The following is an 18,900-nucleotide window of genomic DNA, read 5'->3' on the forward strand; positions in this document are numbered from 1 at the left end:
AGCAATCAATGGAACTTCGAAATAAGAAATTAACCCATGACGAATTCATGACCGAGCGGCAACAGGTACTGAAAACCTGGGAAACTGGCAAGGATGTTGAAAACTTCGAAGATGGCGTTAAATATCAACAAACTATTCCTGATCACAAACGCTTCTCCCTTGCCCTACTGAAAGCAGACCTGGAAGGTAAAACGCTTAGCCAACCGCGCGCAGGCGTGGCGTTGATGGACGAGCACATCGAACTACTGAAAACACTGCAAGATGAGTGCGATTTGCTGCCGAGCACCATCGATGCCTATACCCGTCTGAATCGTTACGAAGAAGCCGCGGTAGGGATTAAAAAATCCATCGAAGCCGGAACCTCTAAACTGAACGGTTTACCGGTGGTTAACCACGGCGTCGCCGCATGCCGTCGTCTGACCGAAACCTTGCAAAAACCGCTACAGATCCGCCATGGCACACCAGATGCGCGGCTGCTGGCTGAAATCTCAATGGCCAGCGGCTTCACCAGCTATGAAGGCGGCGGCATTTCCTACAATATTCCGTACGCCAAACGCGTAACGCTGGAAAAATCGATCCGCGACTGGCAGTACTGCGACCGTTTAATGGGGCTGTATGAAGAGCACGGAATTCGCATCAACCGCGAACCGTTTGGCCCGCTTACAGGTACCTTGATTCCACCGTTTATCTCGCACTCTATTGCGATAATCGAAGGCTTGCTGGCACTGGAACAGGGCGTGAAATCTATCACCGTCGGTTATGGTCAGGTCGGAAGCCTGACGCAAGATATTGCGGCGATCCAGTCTCTGCGGGAACTCGCTCACGAATACTTCCAGAATCATGGCTATGCAGAGTACGAATTAAGTACGGTGTTCCACCAGTGGATGGGCGGTTTTCCGGAAGACGAGTCAAAAGCGTTCGCGATTATCTCCTGGGGCGCGGCGGTTGCTGGAATGTCGGGCGCGACCAAAGTAATCACCAAGAGTCCGCATGAAGCCTGGGGCATCCCTACCGCTGCCGCCAACGTGCAGGGACTGAAAGCCTCCCGCCAAATGCTCAATATGGTTAGCGATCAGAAATTCCCACCGTGTCCTGCGGTGGAACTGGAAGTTGAGCTGATTAAGAGTGAAGTTCGCGCCGTGCTGAATAAAGTGTTCGAACTGGGGAATGGGGATATCGCGCGCGGTACGGTGCTGGCATTTGAAGCGGGTGTACTGGATGTGCCGTTTGCGCCAGCCGCCTGCAACGCGGGCAAAATTCTTCCGGTTCGCGACAACACCGGCGCGATACGCGTGCTGGAAGCCGGCGCCGTTCCGTTGCCAAAAGACATTCTCGACCTTCACCACGATTACGTTGCCGAACGCGCACGCTTTGAAGGACGCCAACCGACATTCCAGATGGTTGTTGATGACATCAATGCTGTATCCCACAGTAAATTAATAGGAAGACCATAATGAAAATAAAACAGGCCCTGTTCACCGCTGGCTACTCCTCATTCTATTTCGATGACCAGCAGGCGATAAAAAACGGAGCGGGCCACGACGGATTTTTTTATACCGGGGAGCCGGTTACGTCTGGTTTTAGCGCAGTACGTCAGGCTGGGGAGTGCGTTTCAGTTCAGTTGATTCTGGAAAATGGCGCGGTCGCGGTTGGTGACTGTGCTGCGGTACAGTACTCCGGGGCAGGCGGTCGCGATCCGCTGTTCCTCGCCGAGCATTTTATTCCGTTCCTTAATGACCATATCAAACCGTTACTGGAAGGCCGCGATGTGGATGCGTTTGTGCCGAATGCCCGTTTTTTCGACAAGCTGCGTATTGACGGCAACTTGCTGCATACCGCCGTGCGCTATGGATTATCGCAGGCGTTGCTTGACGCTACCGCGCTGGCAACGGGCCGTCTGAAAACTGAAGTAGTTTGCGATGAATGGCAGTTACCGCGCGTGGCAAAATCCATTCCTTTATTTGGCCAGAGCGGCGACGATCGGTATATCGCCGTCGATAAGATGATCCTTAAAGGGATCGACGTACTGCCCCATGCGCTGATTAATAACGTCGAAGAGAAGCTGGGCTTTAAGGGCGAAAAACTGCGCGAATATATCCGCTGGCTGTCAGATCGCATTCTGAGCAAACGTACCAGCGCTCGCTACCACCCTACCCTACACATCGATGTATACGGCACCATCGGTCTGATCTTCGGCATGGATCCCGTTCGCTGCGCGCAATACATCGCCAGCCTGGAAGAAGAAACACAAGGTCTGCCGCTGTACATTGAAGGCCCGGTCGATGCCGGTAACAAACCTGACCAAATTCGCCTGTTGACTGCCATCACCAAAGAGCTGACGCGCCTCGGTTCCGGCGTGAAAATTGTCGCCGACGAATGGTGTAACACCTACCAGGATATCGTTGATTTCACTGATGCAGCCAGTTGCCACATGGTGCAAATCAAAACGCCTGATCTGGGCAGTATTCACAACATCGTCGATGCTGTTCTGTACTGCAACAGCCACGGAATGGAAGCTTATCAGGGTGGCACCTGTAACGAAACCGATGTCAGCGCCCGAACTTGTGTCCACGTAGCTCTTGCCGCGCGTCCCATGCGGATGCTGGTAAAACCGGGGATGGGGTTTGACGAAGGCCTCGACATCGTGTTCAACGAAATGAATCGTACTATCGCGCTGATGCTGGCTAAGGATTAACAGATGGCTCGTTCTTTTAAAGTCTTATCACCTACTGCGATCCTCGGTTACGGCTTCCCTGAAGAGAGCTTCCGCAAAGCGATGGCGGAATCTCCCGATCTGATCGCCGTTGATGCCGGATCTTCCGATCCTGGCCCGCACTATCTGGGGGCGGGTAAGCCCTTTACCGACCGCGCGGGAGTTAAACGCGACCTGCGCTATATGATCACCGCTGGCGTGCAAAATAATATTCCAGTGGTGATCGGGACGGCCGGTGGTTCTGGCGCAGCCCCGCATTTGGAGTGGTGTCGTCAAATTATTCACGAGATTGCGCAAGAGGAAAAACTTTCGTTTTCGATGGCGCTGATCCCGGCGGACGTTGACAAAGCCATCGTCCACCAGGCACTGGATAACGGCAAAATAACGGCGCTGGATTTTGTCCCGCCGTTAACGCACGACGCGATTGACGAAAGTACCTACATCGTCGCGCAAATGGGCATCGAGCCCTTCCAGCGGGCGCTGAAAGAAGGCGCACAGGTGGTGCTGGGCGGCCGGGCTTATGATCCGGCCTGCTTTGCCGCGCTCCCCATCATGCAAGGCTTTGACGAAGGGCTGGCGCTGCACTGTGGGAAAATTCTCGAATGTGCAGCAATTGCCGCGACGCCAGGCTCCGGCTCTGACTGTGCGATGGGCATCATCGACGATAATGGCTTCACGCTGAAGACGTTCAATCCGCAGCGTAAATTCACCGAAACATCCGCAGCCGCGCATACGCTGTATGAGAAATCAGACCCGTACTTCCTGCCGGGACCAGGTGGTGTTCTGAATCTGAAAGGCTGCACCTTCAAAGCCGTGAACGACGGTGAAGTTTATGTCAGCGGTTCTAAGCATGAAGAAACGCCATATGCCCTGAAACTGGAAGGTGCGCGGCAGGTGGGCTTCCGCTGCCTGACCATCGCAGGCACTCGCGACCCAATTATGATCGCCGGGATCGACAAAATCATTGAAGATGTCAAAGCCAGCGTAACGCGCAACCTGTCGCTGACCGATGACAGCATTCGAATGACATTCCACCTGTACGGTAAAAATGGTGTCATGGGCGACCACGAGCCCATGGAAACTGCCGGACATGAACTGGGGATCGTCCTGGATGTGGTCGCGCCGACGCAAGAAATCGCCAACAGTGTTTGTTCACTGGTGCGCTCCACTATGCTGCACTACGGTTATGAAAATCGCATCGCTACTGCGGGCAACCTGGCGTTCCCGTTCTCCCCTTCTGATATCCAGAGCGGACCCGTATACGAGTTTTCTATCTATCACCTGATTGAAGCCAACGACGCACTGCGCTTTGATTTCCATATTGAACAGGTGACGCCAGAAGGAGTTCAGGCATGAAACAGTCAATTGTCTCACTGGCGCAAGTCATTCGTTCGAAAAATGCCGGACCCTACGAACTGGTTTTAGATATTTTATTTAAAACGAAAGAAAACTATGAGCGAGTTAAATCATCAGGGCAATTAACTCCAGAGCTGATTGCGCGCTTATATCATGTTGAACCTGACTTTATTCATCGTATTGTCTGGTTTGATCCTTCTAATGCAGTAAAAATCGTCATGCCACGAGATATTATCTCCGGGAATGTGGGCGATAATGATGTTTATGGTGCGCAGCAGCACGCACCTTTATTAAGCATTCATTTTGACATTTAATAATTAATACTGTTTAGATTATCAATCCCATAAATGTACCTGCACAGATTTCTTTATGTCAGGTACATTTATCTAAACATATCAATAAAATTGATTACGAAGCTGCCAGCATTATCACAACAGAAATAACTGGTGGCCTACGTTCTCCTAAAAACCATACAACAATCACACGTAATTAAACAAAAAACACTTAAGTCAATACCGAATCTCTGCTGGAAAAAAGACTGCCTTATCATTCGGTAAAAATAACCACAATGTGAGAACACATCATGTCCAAACCATTTATCTGGCAAGAACCGTTTTTACAATATAAAGACGCAACGGAATATAAATTAATCAGCGATAAATATATTACAGTAACGAAAATAGACGGCGAAGAAGTGATAAAAGTCGCTCCGGAAGCATTAACGTTGCTTGCCCGGGAGGCATTTTATGAAGCCTCTTTTTTCTTACGTCCCGTTCACCTGCAACAAGTCGCCAGCATTCTGAACGATCCGCAGGCCAGCAGTAATGACAGATATGTGGCCTTGCAGCTACTGCGCAATGCCGAAGTCTCGGCAAAAGGGATATTACCCAACTGCCAGGACACCGGCACCGCCACCATTGTCGCCAGTAAAGGGCAACACATCTGGACCGGGGGCAATGACGCCGAAGCCTTAAGCAAAGGTATTTACACCACTTTCCAGGAAAATAATCTGCGCTTTTCACAAAATGCGCCACTGGATATGTATACCGAAGTCAATACACAAACCAATCTTCCGGCTCAGATTGATATCAGCGCCGTCCCCGGCGACGAGTACCATTTTCTGTGTGTTAATAAAGGGGGTGGCTCTGCCAATAAAGCTGCGCTTTACCAGGAAACTAAATCTCTCCTGCAACCAGAAAAACTGACTGCGTTTTTAATCGAAAAAATGAAATCGCTGGGAACTGCCGCCTGTCCGCCCTACCACATCGCCTTTGTCGTCGGGGGACTTTCTGCCGATCAGGCGCTAAAAGTTGCCAAACTAGCGTCGACAAAATACTACGATAATCTGCCCACCAGCGGAAACGAGCAGGGACAAGCCTTCCGCGATGTTGAGCTGGAAAAAACCTTGCTCGACGCCAGCCAACAATTTGGTATTGGTGCTCAGTTTGGTGGCAAATATTTCGCCCATGATATTCGTGTTATTCGTCTACCGCGCCACGGCGGCTCCTGCCCAATCGCTATGGCGCTCTCCTGTTCCGCCGATCGTAATATTAAAGCCAAAATTAACAAGCACGGCATCTGGCTGGAAAAACTCGAACATAATCCGGGGCAATATATTCCAGCATCAATGCGGGAAGACAATCACACGCATAACGTACAGATTGATCTAAATCGTCCATTGCGTGAGGTAATGCAGGATCTCGCCACATTACCGATCGGCACCCGTGTGTCGTTAAGCGGCCCCATCGTAGTGGCGCGTGATATCGCCCACGCCAAAATAAAAGAACGACTGGATAACGGCGAACCGATGCCGGATTACCTGAAAAATCATATCGTCTATTACGCTGGCCCCGCGAAAACACCGGAAAATATGGCTTGTGGTTCTCTTGGACCTACCACGGGCGGTCGAATGGACGGTTATGTCGACGCCTTCCAGGCGGCTGGCGGCAGTCTGGTAATGTTATCGAAAGGCAACCGCAGCCAGCAGGTTACCGATGCCTGTCACAAACATGGCGGCTTTAATCTGGGAAGTATCGGCGGCGCGGCGGCGTTACTGGCGCAAGAATATGTCAAAAGCCTGCATTGCCTGGAATATCCGGAGTTGGGCATGGAAGCAGTGTGGATGATGGAAGTTGAAAACTTGCCCGCGTTCATTCTGGTGGATGATAAAGGCAATAATTTCTTTAGTCAGTTTGAGCAGCAACACCGTTGTGCCAGTTGCCCCGCCGGGCATTAAGGAAAGTGAATGGAAGCGCGGATTTCAACTGAACGGCATATTCAGCGCCAGCAGAAACTGAAAGAACAGGTCGACACACGCATCGCGGCGGCGACGGAGAAAAAAGGAATATTGATTGTTTTCACTGGTAACGGAAAAGGAAAATCCACCGCTGCTTTTGGTACCGTGACGCGCGCCGTAGGTCATGGCAAAACGGTTGGCGTTGCACAGTTCATCAAGGGACAGTGGGACAACGGCGAATATAACCTTCTCCATCCACTGGGCGTTGAATTTCATATTATGGGAACAGGTTTTACCTGGGAGACACAGAATCGGCAAGCGGATATCGACGCGGCGAAAGAGGTCTGGTCTGAATGCAAGCGGATGCTGGCTGATGAGCGTTACGATTTAGTGGTGCTCGATGAGCTGACCTACATGCTGGCTTACCATTATCTGGATACCGAAGAAGTGATCGCTTCGCTACAAAATCGCCCGACGCAGCAAAACGTCATTGTCACCGGGCGCGGCTGCCATAGTGAGATAGTAAAAATGGCGGATACGGTAAGCGAAATCCGCCCCGTCAAGCATGCTTTTGATAACGGTATTCAGGCACAGCCTGGTATCGACTGGTAATGACTGCGCCTGGCATCTCGCCAGGCGCAGGTTTTACATCTCCTCCGGTACGACCGATTTTGCCAGCAACCACTCACGAAAGAGTTGCAAGTGCGGATAATCAGCCTTCTCTTCCCGCCACGTCATAATAAAGCGATTGCCGGTACGAATAGGCACATCACACGGAATCACCATGTCACCGCTATCTAAATCGTGTTGAATTGCAAACCGAGGCAGGAGCGCCACGCCGAGATTAGATCGCACGGCGGCAATCAGCATTGAAAGTAAATCAAAACGTGGCCCGTTATTCACCAACGGACTACTAACGCCAGACAATGCAAACCACTCTTCCCAGCCAGTAATACGGGTGCTTTGATGCAGCAGTGGTAGCTCACTTAATAGCTCTGCAACAGACAGTTTTTGGTCAGGAAGTGAAAGTAAACTGCCGCTGCATACCGGCAGGATCTCTTCCTCAAAGAGATATTCTACCTCCGACCAGGGCGCACAAAAATTTTCGCGCATAATGACGGCATCGTATTCCCGATTAAGAAAATCCCCGTTATTAGCTAATGAGTGAATATTGACAATAATATCGGGATACAATTTATTGAACTCACGTAAATTGGGGATCAACCAGTGCGTACTGAAAGTAGGATTGACAGCAAGCTCAATAACCTGAACCGTAGGCTGCCAGGTCATGATAGTATTCGTGTCACGTTCAAGCTTATTCAATGTTTCTTTAACAATTCCCAGATAATGCTTTCCGGCATCATTAAGAAATATTCTTTTTTTAGAATGCGCAAATAATGATATATGTAAAAAATCTTCCAGTGCGCTAACTTGCCTGAATACTGCGCTTTGGGTTAATGCTAACTCCTCTGCCGCTCTGGTATAACTTTCATGGCGTGCGACTACCTCAAAAGTTACCAACAGTTCCGTTTTGGGTATTTTTCCTCTCATAATGCCGTCCCTTAAAAATAGTTTAAACTATCAAAAAACCATTACTTATTGCTAAGTAATGGCAACCAAAGCAGCAATAGATATTTTATAAAAATCATGATCGATATTTATAACCCAGCAAGCCCGGCGTGACAATTGTCTCAATCAGATAATAATAATCCGAAAAGCAAAGCGCCCTTCGGATTATTATGATTCAGGTTAAGTGAAGATTATTAAATTGATAGCAATTATCATATCTATGGATATTATGATAAACAATCAACAAAAATTTTATTTTTGATTTATAGCATATCCTTCTAAGAATTTTTGCGAAGCTGCAATATCTGGGGTAAAGACCCGATCCTGGTCGACAAAAGGCACGACTTTTCTGTATTCGGTAAACATTGCTTTGGTGGATTTTCCTAATGCCAGTTGCGGATCGGCCTGCAACCGTAAATCGAGAGCCTGTGCGGAATGCATCAGTTCAATGCCATAAATCACGTTCAGATTATCGACAACCTGTTTCAATCTTCTGGCCGCGTGGTCATTATTGGCGCCGGTATCTTCTATACCTCCGGCAACCGGTTGAATATCGAAAGAAACAGGATTGGCGAGATCGACGTTTTCCGCATGCAGCGCGACAAACGGAATATGCAGCGAACCGAAGCCGTGACCTTTATTACCGGGTGCCGACAGGAAGCGCGTTAAACCGGTAAAGTGCTCATCTTCCAGGTGCAGCGAGCGACGCATACTGTTATGCGAAACATGTACCAACGCCACGGTCAGACGCTGAGTGGCAAGCGCAACAGGTAACGATTCGAAATTCGCCGTCGGGAAGATCCCGCCGCTGACTGCGCCATCTTTAACAAAATATTGCGCGACCTGACTGGAGTCCTGATACGCCTTGTCAGCATTCAGCACCGTTGCTGGGTTGTCATCGGAACTGTTGATTTGTACGGTTATGACCTCTTCAGCATCATGCAAAGCGCGTACTGATTCAGCAATGGTATATACCGTAGTTCTGAACGATAACGGATCTTGCAATGCACGTTTGTCATCTTTATGCCATAAATATGAACCGGTTAACGCATCGCGAATCTCTTTTGCAGAGTCAGCCAACTGCGGGAAAGGACGCACGGCAATTGACTGCGGCAGTACCGGTGCGACGTTACCATTCAACGCTTCCAGACTCATAGCGAAAACCACCGGGCTGACATTCAGCAACTGACGTGCCGAACGAACTGCTTCGATAGCGTAGGCTGTCCCGACGCTGTTGTTCGACAAAATCGCCAGCATATCTTTACCCTGCGGCACCAGTGGCTTAAGTCCCACTTTCGCCAGCGCGTCACCACCGCTCATTTGCACGCCATTTACTCGGGCTTTCCATTCCCCCATCATCACCAGACCAACGTGCGAAGCGAGCATAATATCCGCTGCGCCGATGCTTCCCCGCGCCGGAATTAACGGTGTAACGCCGCGATTAATAAATTCGGCATACAACTCGGCAATATAAGGCTGCGCGCCGGTTTGCCCATGCAGCATGGTATTTAAACGTAATACCATTGAAAGGCGTGCCAGATAATCCGGTAACATCGGACCAACGCCCGCAGAATGGGCGCGCAGCGCGGCAGCATTAAATTTTTTCGACGCGTCAATCACCTCAGGCGTTAAATTTCCTTTGGCATCAAATATCGGCTGGTCTTTATTTAGCCCCACACCTACGGTTAAACCATAAACGGGTGTTCCAGAATGTGCGGCGGTCATCACCAGATCATAACTTTTTTCCATTCTGTCCAGAGCTTTCGGCGCGATTTTGACGTCGTTATCACCTAACGCAATTGACCAGGCCTGGTCAATGGAAAGATGTTCGCCATCCAGAGTAATGGTTGATTTCGCCATCGCGATGGAGCAAACGCTCCAGAGCACAACGGTGACAGTGACTCTTCGTATCAATCCTTTCATTGTGTTTCCTTATCATGATGAGTTTAACAACGGGTTACTGCGACAACGTTTTAATTTGTTCTATCTGTTTTCCCCCGCCGGACAATACTGGTCACCAGGCGAGCGGCAACTTTCGCGGTTAAATTATCGCGGTCCAGGTCCGGGTTAAGTTCGGCAATATCCGCAGCAATCAACTTCTCGCTACCGGCGATTAAATTCACAATGGCTTCAGTAATATTTAACGGCACGCCTAACGGTGATGGCGCAGAAACACCGGGCGCCTGATAACCAGGTAAAACATCGAGACAAATCGTTAAATAAATGGCGTCACATGCCTGAATATCTGCCGAGAGCGCATTAGCGACCTCATGCAAACCACGTTCAAATTGCAGAGATTCGTCCAGCCAATAACGCACACCGAGACAATCAGCGCGATCAAATAACGCCTGAGTATTGGCAAAACGACTTATTCCCAGCACGCGATAATTAAACGGTTTGCCATGCTGCGCGTTCCACTCTTGCATCTGACGAAACGGCGTACCTGAATTGGCTTTTTCCGCCATCCGTAAATCAAAATGCGCATCAAGGTTCACAATCAGTAACCGCTGAATATCAGGACGCGACTGCATAATCCCCTGAAATGTTCCCCACGCCACTTCATGACCGCCACCCAGAACCACCGGTAAACTGCCGCGCGTAATGGCTGTAGATACGTTGGCCGCCAGACGATTTTGTGCGGACTCCAGCGCGTGGTCCTCGCTTTGTACATCGCCCATATCGAAAATAGCGCCTTCACAGTGCACTGGCATATTGCCCAACATGCTGCGCAACGCGCCCGGTCCGCCTGCTGCACCCGCTCGCCCACCATTACGTTGCACCCCGTCATCAACGGCAAAACCAATCAGCGTACAACCGCCGTGGCTTTGTTCACTAAACGGTTGCACATGCTGATGCCAGCGAGTGCTGATGCCGATTTCCTGCGAGTCAACACGCCCACTCCACGGCAATAATGTTTGCTTCATTACCAACTCCTTTTTCCGCCGACAATAAGCCCCTGGCAAGGCTGATGCCCAAACCAGTAAGCCAGTTCACGTGGATGGTTAAGATCCCAGACCGCCATATCCGCCCGTAATCCCGGTGCAAGTTCACCCCGATCAACAAGCCCAAGTGCCTTTGCCGCATGACGCGTAACGCCCTGAACGGCTTCCAGCGGCGTCATGCGAAACAGCGTACAGGCCATATTGATCATCAATGGCAATGACATATTGGGAGACGTTCCGGGGTTATGGTCCGTGGAGATAGCAATCGGCACGCCCGCTGCCCGCAAAGCGGCAATCGGCGGCAGATGGGTTTCGCGCAGGAAGTAATAAGCACCGGGGAGCAGTACCGCCACCGTTCCAGCCATTTTCATGGCGGCGATCCCCGACTCGCTAAGGTATTCCAGATGATCGCAGGAGAGTGCAGAAAACGCCGCCGCCAGCGCAGCGCCTTGCTGGTCAGAAAGCTGTTCGGCATGCAGTTTTACAGGCAATCCATAGTGTTGCGCTTTACTGAAAACGCGCCGTACCTGGTCTGGGCTAAAGGCAATGTTTTCACAAAAAGCGTCAACCGCATCAATCAGCCCCTGTTCATGTAAGACGCCCATCCAGTCGCAAAGCGCCGTAATGTAATCGTCACTGCGCCCGGCAAACTCTGGCGGCAAGCTGTGTGCCCCAAGAAACGTAGACTGAATACGTAATCTTGTAGATTCCTGCAAGCGGCGGATAACGCGCAAACAGCGCGCTTCATCTTCCAGCGTCAAGCCATAACCGGATTTTATTTCCAGTGTACTGACGCCTTCACGCAACCAGTTTTGTAGTCGCTGCGCCGCCAGTTCAAACAGTTGTGTTTCGCTGGCCGCCCGCGTGGCATTGACGGTAGATAAGATCCCGCCGCCCGCTCTGGCGATATCTTCATAAGCCACGCCTTGCAGCCGCATCTCAAACTCATTCGCCCGCTGGCCGCCATACACCAGATGCGTATGGCAATCCACCATACCGGGGGTCAGCAACTTACCCTGCAGGTCGTGTTCCTCTGTAATGTCAGCCGTCAGTTCGCGAGGGATCTGCGTGGCCTTGCCAAGCCAGACAATAGTGTCGCCACGGCTGATTACTGCACCATTTTCAATCACTCCCCAATCGTTAGCGGAAAGCGTCGCCAGCGTGGTATTTCGCCAGAGCGTTAATGCATTCATAAGGATTTTTCCCTTCGTAGATAATAAAGCCACCAGCCCGCCAGCTCACCGACGGAGACTTTTTTCCGTGGTACGAAACGCCAGGGCTTGCCATCAGGCGCAACCAGCCATAACAACATATTTGCCGCGACAAACACCCTTTTCTCGCCGCTTATCCACTCCCCTTAACACAGCGTGAACAGGCCCGCTTGCGCAAGTGACGGAGGAAGCCAGTCAACGGCACTTTGCACCCGCAACATCCCCGTATCGCCTTCCCGCGCCATGACATTGAGATCGCGAACTGCACCGCCCAGCAGCTGGCAATCTGGCATGGCTTCTCCGGGAAAAATTAAGGCGGGATCGTGACGTTGCAGGTTGATTATCGAATCGGCAAACGTCAGCCTCACCCCTTCCCCATCGAGAATGGCGAGGCCACGTACCACGCCAGGCCACGCCGAAAAAGGGCCGTCCTGGCTGACATTGGCCATACTGATGCGTAACAGCCAGTTTTCATCATCAGGCCAGGCATGCAGTTGTCGCGTAAAACCCCCGCCGTTGCGCCACGGTTGCAAGGGCTTATCCATTGCAGATATCAGCATTGGTTCCATTTTACGACTCGGGATAAATAGTCTGGGCAGGAACGCTGGTAGTACGTTTTGCCCACGGGTAATAAATAACGGCAGTAATTAACAAGCCGATAATCCAGGAAATATCCGCCCCGCCCATCAGTACAGAAATGGGTCCCTGATACAGTTTTTGATTCAGGAAGGGGATCTGCACCAGCACACCAATTCCGTAGCAAACCAACGCGGTTTTGTTATACGCGCCATAGCGTCCCTCCGGGGTATAAAGTGCCGGAATATCGGTTTTACCTTGTGAGATGAAGTAGTAGTCGATGAGATTGATAGCGCTCCATGGCACAAATACCGTCAACAGCAGCAGAACGAAGTTTTTGAAATTATTCAAAAAGTCTGCGCTTGCCGCCAGCGCGACGACCATCGACAACAGCACGAAACCTACAACGTAGGCAGCACGAACACGCTGTGAAACCTGGCTGCGATTGTTAAAGGCGCTGACGGTCGCCAGAATCGACATAAAGCCGCCGTAGGCATTCAAACAGTTAACCGTCAGTTTGCCGCAAACAATCACCGTATAAATCAGAATGGCAAACGTTGGTCCGGCTAAATCGCCCATAAAACCAACCTGATCTTTCAGGAAGTTAGCACCGCAAGCAGCAACAAGAACGCCAAAAGTCATGGCACATTGCGCGCCAAGCGTAGTTCCCAGAAAGGTGGCAAAGAAGATTGATTTTGCTGGTGTATCAGAGGGTAAATAGCGGGAATAATCAGAGGCGTATGGTGCAAACGTTAATTGCCATCCGGCTGAGAGTGCAATCGTTAATAAGAACACCGATAAGCTAAATGGCTTTTGACCAAATGCCGCAGCCACATCGTAGTGACCACTAAGTTGAGTGGCCAGGTAAATAAACCCCAGAATACTTAATATCCCTGCAACACGGCCAACGACGTGAATAAGTTTATAACCGACCAATGCGATCATCGCGGTAAGCATGCCGAAAATAATAATTCCGGTCGATGCTGACTCAAAACCAAATATCCGGTTAATCGCCTGACCGGATAATACCGTACCCGTCGCGGCAAATCCGAGATACATAATAATCACCATCAGTAACGGTAGCGCCGCTCCTTTGACGCCAAAGCGGATACGACTGGAGATCATCTGTGGTAATCCCAGCTTTGCCCCCTGTGACGAGTGCAATGCCATAACCGCGCCGCCGATAATATTACCGATTAATAAACCAATAATTGCTGACATGGCTTCAGAGCCAAAAATAATCGCTAACGCGCCGTCCACCACGGCGGTAATTTGTAAGTTAGCACTTAGCCATAAAGTAAACTGGCTGGAGGGCGCGCCGTGGCGAGCGGACTCAGGAACGGCGTTAATCGTATTTGATTCTAATACTGGTTTTTTACTGCGGATAGGGCTGCTTGATTCCATGAAAAAGTCTCCTGCAAAATGAGAGGTCATTTTTTGAAACAGCAATAGAGGGTCGAGAGATATTTCTCTCGACGATGTAATGAATATTTTTGATAATTATTGTTATACAGGCGGATAACTTCCCGCCTGTATTAGCGCAAATATTAAATAACAGCGTTAATATTTAGCGAATCATCGGCAATTTCAGACCATAATTTTTGGCACATTCAATTGCCGCTTCATAACCCGCATCCGCATGACGCATAACCCCGGAAGCACAGTCATTCACCAGCACGCGCGCCAGACGTTTTTCGGCTTCTTCGCTACCATCGGCAACAATAACCATCCCGGCGTGTTGTGAATACCCCATCCCGACACCGCCGCCATGATGCAGAGACACCCACGTTGCGCCACCTGCGGTATTGAGCAGACCATTGAGCAACGGCCAGTCAGAAACCGCGTCACTGCCATCGAGCATGCTTTCAGTTTCGCGGTTCGGGCTGGCGACAGAACCGGTATCAAGATGATCGCGCCCAATCACAATCGGTGCTTTTAGTTCACCGTTGCGCACCATTTCGTTGAATGCCAGCCCCGCCAGGTGACGCTCACCAAGCCCCAGCCAGCAAATACGTGAAGGAAGCCCCTGGAAGGCGATACGTTCACGCGCCATATCCAGCCAGCGATGGGTCAGTACGTTATTGGGGAATAGTTCTTTAATTTTGGCATCGGTTTTATAGATATCTTCCGGGTCGCCAGACAACGCTACCCAACGGAACGGGCCTTTGCCTTCACAAAACATGGGACGAATGTAAGCAGGAACGAAGCCCGGGAAATCGAAGGCATTTTGCAGACCTTCGTTGAAAGCCACCTGGCGGATGTTGTTACCATAATCGACAACCGGGATCCCCATCGCCTGGAAGTCCAGCATCCCCTGAACATGCGCCACGCAACTCTGTGCCGCTTCTTTTTGCAGTCTGGCGTGCTGTTGTGGATCCTGCTGTGCAGCACGCCATTGTTCTACGCTCCAGCCCATTGGCAGGTAACCATAGACCAGATCGTGAGCGGAGGTCTGGTCGGTCACCAGATCCGGTTTGATCGCTCCCTGATGCGCACGTTTCACCAGCTCAGGAACAATTTCCGCCGCATTGCCCAGCAGCGCGATAGAAACGGCTTCTTTGCGTTCGGTGTGGTATTTAATCAGCGCCAGTGCATCATCAAGATCTTTCGCTTGTTTATCGACATAACGGGTACGCAGACGGAAGTCGATGCTACTTTGCTGGCACTCGATATTTAATGAACAAGCTCCCGCCAGAGTCGCCGCCAGCGGTTGTGCACCGCCCATACCACCGAGCCCCGCGGTCAGGATCCATTTTCCACTTAGCGAATTGTTGTAGTGCTGGCGACCTGCTTCGACAAAAGTTTCGAACGTTCCCTGCACAATGCCCTGACTACCGATGTAGATCCACGAGCCAGCGGTCATCTGGCCGTACATGAACAGACCTTTGCGATCCAGTTCATTGAAGTGATCCCAGTTGGCCCATTGCGGCACCAGGTTAGAGTTGGCAATCAGCACGCGGGGCGCGTCAGTATGAGTTTTAAACACGCCCACGGGTTTACCGGACTGTACCAACAGCGACTCATCAGGCTCGAGATTTTTGAGCGATTCGAGGATCTGGTCGAAACATTCCCAGTTACGCGCCGCGCGGCCAATGCCACCGTATACCACCAGATGCTGTGGATTTTCGGCTACGTCGGGATCAAGGTTGTTCTGCAACATCCGATAGGCAGCTTCGATCTGCCAGTTTTTGCAATGCAGTTGAGTTCCTTGTGGCGCATGGATGACGCGACTGGTATCAATACGAGGGTCTGAAGGCTTACTCATGAATCTTCTCCTGTTACTGGATAAAATTAAATGCTGTCATCGCCCAGAAAAAATGAGCGAAGGAATACAGAAACGGTTTATATAATCTCTGTTTATAATTTCGCATTATCAATTCACTTGGTGAATTTCATTTGTTATGGGATATTCACCCTGAATGTAAATTCAAAAAAACTGCCAACGCTTTGTATGCGATTTCAATATGCTTAATTTAACTTTTGGAAAAAGTGATATTGTTGGCAAAATATTTTCTCATTTGAACATATGAATATGATGAGATTGCAAGATGTCTGTAATTTAATTATCCGCAGGAACGTATTCACGATAGCTAATCATTAGCGTAATAGCCGATAAGGCTGCCGCAAACCGAGAGCATGATACATTGATAGATAATGACATTGAAAAAACGGTTCTTAATAAGACAGCATAAGGATATGTCTTATTATCATAAATATACCTTCAGTTTCTATTATCCTTAAAATAATAAAAACAGAGCGTGGCAGATAATTCAAAGCAGAAAAAACAGGCATGCATATAAAATTTTAAAATATGGAATCTGGAGAATATTAATTTTCATTTTCCGCAAAATGGCTCCGTGAGGAAGCGCCTGCTGCTTATAAAAATATTGGTCCAGTTATCGAAGCCCAACAAGCAGCCGGATTAATTCAACATGCGGTCAGATTTCGACCGTGGTTAACGTTTAAGGCATAAAAAAGGCCATCATAAGATGGCCAACCATGTCGAAACCGACAGCCCTTCGCCATTCCTGTAGAGGGAAGCGGCGAGGGCTATTTCTTATTACAGATATTTATTTCAGAACAGTTTTCAGTGCTTCACCGATATCCGCCAGACTGCGAACGGTTTTCACGCCTGCGGCTTCCAGAGCAGCGAATTTCTCATCCGCAGTCCCTTTCCCACCGGCAATGATGGCACCCGCGTGGCCCATACGTTTGCCTTTCGGCGCAGTCACACCAGCGATGTAACCCACAACTGGCTTGGTAACGTGCTCTTTGATGTACGCAGCCGCTTCTTCTTCAGCGCTACCGCCGATCTCACCGATCATCACGATCGCTTCGGTCTGCGGATCTTTTTCGAACATTTCGAGGATGTCGATAAAGTTAGAACCAGGGATCGGGTCGCCGCCGATACCGACACAGGTCGACTGGCCGAAACCGTAATCCGTGGTCTGTTTAACCGCTTCATAGGTCAATGTACCGGAACGGGAAACGATACCCACTTTACCCGGTTTGTGAATGTGACCCGGCTGGATACCGATTTTGCATTCACCCGGAGTGATTACGCCCGGACAGTTCGGGCCGATCATACGAACGCCTGCTTCGTCCAGTTTCACTTTCACAGTCAGCATATCCAGCGTCGGGATGCCTTCAGTGATGGTGATAATCAGTTTGATGCCTGCATCGATAGCTTCCAGAATGGAGTCTTTGCAGAACGGTGCTGGTACGTAGATAACAGAAGCGGTAGCGCCAGTAGCAGCAACAGCTTCACGCACAGTGTTGAACACCGGCAGGCCGATATGGGTAGTACCGCCTTTACCTGGAGTTACGCCGCCAACCATTTTAGTGCCATATGCAATGGCCTGTTCAGAGTGGAAAGTCCCCTGGCTACCGGTAAAGCCCTGGCAGATAACCTTGGTGTTTTTATCAATTAAAATGGACATTATTTCCCCTCCACTGCGGCAACAACCTGCTGAGCTGCATCCGTCAGACCTTTTGCTGCAATAATATTCAGGCCGCTGTCAGCCAGTTTCTTCGCGCCGAGTTCGGCGTTGTTACCTTCCAGACGTACCACGACCGGTACGTTAACACCCACTTCCGCTACCGCGCCGATGATACCGTCAGCGATCAGGTCGCAACGAACGATACCGCCGAAGATGTTAACCAGAACGGCTTTCACTTTGTCGTCAGAGAGGATGATTTTGAACGCTTCGGTTACACGTTCTTTGGTTGCGCCGCCGCCCACGTCCAGGAAGTTAGCCGGTTCGCCGCCGTGCAGTTTAACGATGTCCATCGTACCCATCGCCAGACCTGCGCCGTTAACCATACAACCGATGTTACCGTCCAGCGCAACGTAGTTCAGTTCCCACTGTGCAGCCTGTGCTTCACGCGGATCTTCCTGCGACTGGTCACGCATTTCGCGCAGATCAGGCTGGCGGAACAGGGCGTTGCCATCAGCGCCCAGTTTGCCGTCGAGGCAAATCAGATCGCCCTGTTTGGTAATAACCAGCGGGTTGATTTCGATCAGCGCCAGGTCGCGCTCCAGGAAAATGGTCGCCAGGCCCATGAAGATTTTGGTGAACTGCTGAACCAGTTTACCTTCCAGACCCAGTTTGAACGCCAGCTCGCGTCCCTGATACGGCATCGGGCCAGTCAGCGGATCAAGCGCAACTTTGTGGATCAGGTGCGGAGTTTCTTCCGCCACTTTTTCGATTTCCACGCCGCCTTCGGTGGAGGCCATAAAGACCACGCGACGTGAACTACGGTCTACAACGGCACCGAGATACAGCTCTTTAGCGATATCGGTCGCCGCTTCAACCAGAATCTGGTTAACCGGTTGGCCATTAGCATCTGTTTGATACGTTACCAGACGCTTGCCCAGCCAGTTTTCTGCAAAAGCACGGATGTCTTCTTTGCTGTTTACAACTTTCACACCGCCCGCTTTACCGCGGCCACCAGCGTGAACCTGACATTTCACTACCCACGGACCGGCACCGATTTTTGAAGCGGCTTCTTCTGCTTCGCGCGGAGTAGTACAGGCATAACCCACCGGTGCTGGTAAGCCATAGCGGGCAAACAGTTGTTTTGCCTGATATTCATGTAAGTTCATGTGTTCTGTCCATCCTTCAGTAATCGTTATCTTTTAAACCGTAGACCGAATATTTCGTATCGCTTCCGGGTATTGTCGGTCACCCGTAGGCCTGATAAGACGCGTAAGCGTCGCATCAGGCATCGCTTGTCGGATGCGGCGCGAGCGCCTTATCCGACCTACATCGGTGATCCCCGTAGGCCTGATAAGAC

Annotated in this window: 15 protein-coding genes and 1 pseudogene; 7 read left to right on the forward strand and 9 right to left on the reverse strand. The window is 50.4% G+C overall.

Going from position 1 to position 18,900, the window contains the following annotated elements:
- Positions 1 to 8: 8 nt before the first annotated feature.
- The 6 genes from D9736_RS15680 (at position 9) to cobO (ending at position 6,917) form a co-directional block, all read left to right on the forward strand.
- Entirely contained in the window at positions 9 to 1,454 is a 1,446-nt protein-coding gene (locus D9736_RS15680; RefSeq protein WP_130209900.1) for a methylaspartate mutase subunit E, read from the forward strand.
- Positions 1,454 to 2,695 carry a methylaspartate ammonia-lyase gene (locus D9736_RS15685; protein WP_130258673.1) on the forward strand — a complete coding sequence of 414 codons (1,242 nt, stop codon included), beginning with the start codon at positions 1,454 to 1,456 and terminating at the stop codon, positions 2,693 to 2,695. The genes D9736_RS15680 and D9736_RS15685 overlap by 1 nt, the downstream gene beginning before the upstream one ends.
- Before the next feature lie 3 nt (positions 2,696 to 2,698).
- Positions 2,699 to 4,069 (forward strand): acyclic terpene utilization AtuA family protein, encoded by a 1,371-nt coding sequence (locus D9736_RS15690; RefSeq protein ID WP_130222233.1) that lies wholly within the window; start codon positions 2,699 to 2,701, stop codon positions 4,067 to 4,069.
- A complete protein-coding gene (locus D9736_RS15695; protein WP_130214960.1) occupies positions 4,066 to 4,383 on the forward strand; it encodes a DUF4387 domain-containing protein in 318 nt (105 codons plus the stop codon). The genes D9736_RS15690 and D9736_RS15695 overlap by 4 nt, the downstream gene beginning before the upstream one ends.
- 269 nt (positions 4,384 to 4,652) lie before the next feature.
- The gene (locus tag D9736_RS15700) at positions 4,653 to 6,305 is read left to right on the forward strand and encodes a class I fumarate hydratase (protein WP_130258674.1); all 1,653 of its coding nucleotides are present in this window, start codon (positions 4,653 to 4,655) and stop codon (positions 6,303 to 6,305) included.
- A gap of 9 nt (positions 6,306 to 6,314) precedes the next feature.
- Positions 6,315 to 6,917: a cob(I)yrinic acid a,c-diamide adenosyltransferase gene (cobO, locus tag D9736_RS15705; RefSeq protein WP_130222235.1), complete on the forward strand. Its 603-nt coding sequence runs from the start codon at positions 6,315 to 6,317 to the stop codon at positions 6,915 to 6,917.
- 33 nt (positions 6,918 to 6,950) lie between these two features.
- Here the strand turns inward: cobO and D9736_RS15710 are convergent, their stop codons facing one another.
- The 7 genes from D9736_RS15710 to hutU all read right to left on the reverse strand — a co-directional run bounded on the left by D9736_RS15710 (position 6,951) and on the right by hutU (position 15,868).
- Positions 6,951 to 7,856 (reverse strand): LysR family transcriptional regulator, encoded by a 906-nt coding sequence (locus D9736_RS15710; protein ID WP_130209888.1) that lies wholly within the window; start codon positions 7,854 to 7,856, stop codon positions 6,951 to 6,953.
- 270 nt (positions 7,857 to 8,126) lie between these two features.
- Positions 8,127 to 9,797 (reverse strand): aromatic amino acid ammonia-lyase, encoded by a 1,671-nt coding sequence (locus D9736_RS15715; RefSeq protein WP_130258675.1) that lies wholly within the window; start codon positions 9,795 to 9,797, stop codon positions 8,127 to 8,129.
- 50 nt (positions 9,798 to 9,847) lie between these two features.
- Complete coding sequence (gene hutG / locus D9736_RS15720; protein ID WP_130258676.1) at positions 9,848 to 10,798, reverse strand: formimidoylglutamase; 951 nt, start codon at positions 10,796 to 10,798, stop codon at positions 9,848 to 9,850.
- Positions 10,798 to 12,009 (reverse strand): imidazolonepropionase, encoded by a 1,212-nt coding sequence (gene hutI / locus D9736_RS15725; RefSeq protein WP_130258677.1) that lies wholly within the window; start codon positions 12,007 to 12,009, stop codon positions 10,798 to 10,800. Before hutI ends, hutG begins: the two co-directional genes overlap by 1 nt.
- A 164-nt stretch (positions 12,010 to 12,173) precedes the next feature.
- Positions 12,174 to 12,596 (reverse strand): HutD family protein, encoded by a 423-nt coding sequence (locus D9736_RS15730; protein WP_240779347.1) that lies wholly within the window; start codon positions 12,594 to 12,596, stop codon positions 12,174 to 12,176.
- 1 nt (position 12,597) lies between these two features.
- Positions 12,598 to 14,007: a cytosine permease gene (locus D9736_RS15735; RefSeq protein ID WP_130209878.1), complete on the reverse strand. Its 1,410-nt coding sequence runs from the start codon at positions 14,005 to 14,007 to the stop codon at positions 12,598 to 12,600.
- Positions 14,008 to 14,170: 163 nt separating this feature from the next.
- A complete protein-coding gene (gene hutU / locus D9736_RS15740; RefSeq protein WP_130214975.1) occupies positions 14,171 to 15,868 on the reverse strand; it encodes a urocanate hydratase in 1,698 nt (565 codons plus the stop codon).
- Positions 15,869 to 16,462: 594 nt separating this feature from the next.
- Between hutU and D9736_RS15745 the strand changes: the two are divergent.
- A pseudogene (locus D9736_RS15745) lies at positions 16,463 to 16,576 on the forward strand (RtcB family protein); the annotation flags it as partial.
- A gap of 97 nt (positions 16,577 to 16,673) precedes the next feature.
- On the opposite strand, the gene sucD reads toward D9736_RS15745, so the two are convergent.
- Entirely contained in the window at positions 16,674 to 17,543 is an 870-nt protein-coding gene (gene sucD / locus D9736_RS15750) for a succinate--CoA ligase subunit alpha (RefSeq protein WP_130258678.1), read from the reverse strand.
- Entirely contained in the window at positions 17,543 to 18,709 is a 1,167-nt protein-coding gene (gene sucC / locus D9736_RS15755; protein WP_001048602.1) for an ADP-forming succinate--CoA ligase subunit beta, read from the reverse strand. Before sucC ends, sucD begins: the two co-directional genes overlap by 1 nt.
- Positions 18,710 to 18,900: the final 191 nt, after the last annotated feature.

Origin of the sequence: Escherichia sp. E10V10 (assembly GCF_004211985.1) — a bacterium.
GTDB lineage: Bacteria > Pseudomonadota > Gammaproteobacteria > Enterobacterales > Enterobacteriaceae > Escherichia.

Bases quoted from the DNA above. Each gene is read 5' to 3' on its own strand.
- sucC (WP_001048602.1), bottom strand. From the start codon at position 18,709: ATGAACTTACATGAATATCAGGCAAAACAACTGTTTGCCCGCTATGGC.
- D9736_RS15735 (WP_130209878.1), bottom strand. From the start codon at position 14,007: ATGGAATCAAGCAGCCCTATCCGCAGTAAAAAACCAGTATTAGAATCA.
- sucD (WP_130258678.1), bottom strand. From the start codon at position 17,543: ATGTCCATTTTAATTGATAAAAACACCAAGGTTATCTGCCAGGGCTTT.
- D9736_RS15710 (WP_130209888.1), bottom strand. From the start codon at position 7,856: ATGAGAGGAAAAATACCCAAAACGGAACTGTTGGTAACTTTTGAGGTA.
- D9736_RS15680 (WP_130209900.1), top strand. From the start codon at position 9: ATGGAACTTCGAAATAAGAAATTAACCCATGACGAATTCATGACCGAG.
- D9736_RS15715 (WP_130258675.1), bottom strand. From the start codon at position 9,797: ATGAAAGGATTGATACGAAGAGTCACTGTCACCGTTGTGCTCTGGAGC.
- hutI (WP_130258677.1), bottom strand. From the start codon at position 12,009: ATGAATGCATTAACGCTCTGGCGAAATACCACGCTGGCGACGCTTTCC.
- D9736_RS15690 (WP_130222233.1), top strand. From the start codon at position 2,699: ATGGCTCGTTCTTTTAAAGTCTTATCACCTACTGCGATCCTCGGTTAC.
- D9736_RS15730 (WP_240779347.1), bottom strand. From the start codon at position 12,596: ATGGAACCAATGCTGATATCTGCAATGGATAAGCCCTTGCAACCGTGG.
- hutU (WP_130214975.1), bottom strand. From the start codon at position 15,868: ATGAGTAAGCCTTCAGACCCTCGTATTGATACCAGTCGCGTCATCCAT.
- hutG (WP_130258676.1), bottom strand. From the start codon at position 10,798: ATGAAGCAAACATTATTGCCGTGGAGTGGGCGTGTTGACTCGCAGGAA.
- D9736_RS15695 (WP_130214960.1), top strand. From the start codon at position 4,066: ATGAAACAGTCAATTGTCTCACTGGCGCAAGTCATTCGTTCGAAAAAT.
- cobO (WP_130222235.1), top strand. From the start codon at position 6,315: ATGGAAGCGCGGATTTCAACTGAACGGCATATTCAGCGCCAGCAGAAA.
- D9736_RS15700 (WP_130258674.1), top strand. From the start codon at position 4,653: ATGTCCAAACCATTTATCTGGCAAGAACCGTTTTTACAATATAAAGAC.
- D9736_RS15685 (WP_130258673.1), top strand. From the start codon at position 1,454: ATGAAAATAAAACAGGCCCTGTTCACCGCTGGCTACTCCTCATTCTAT.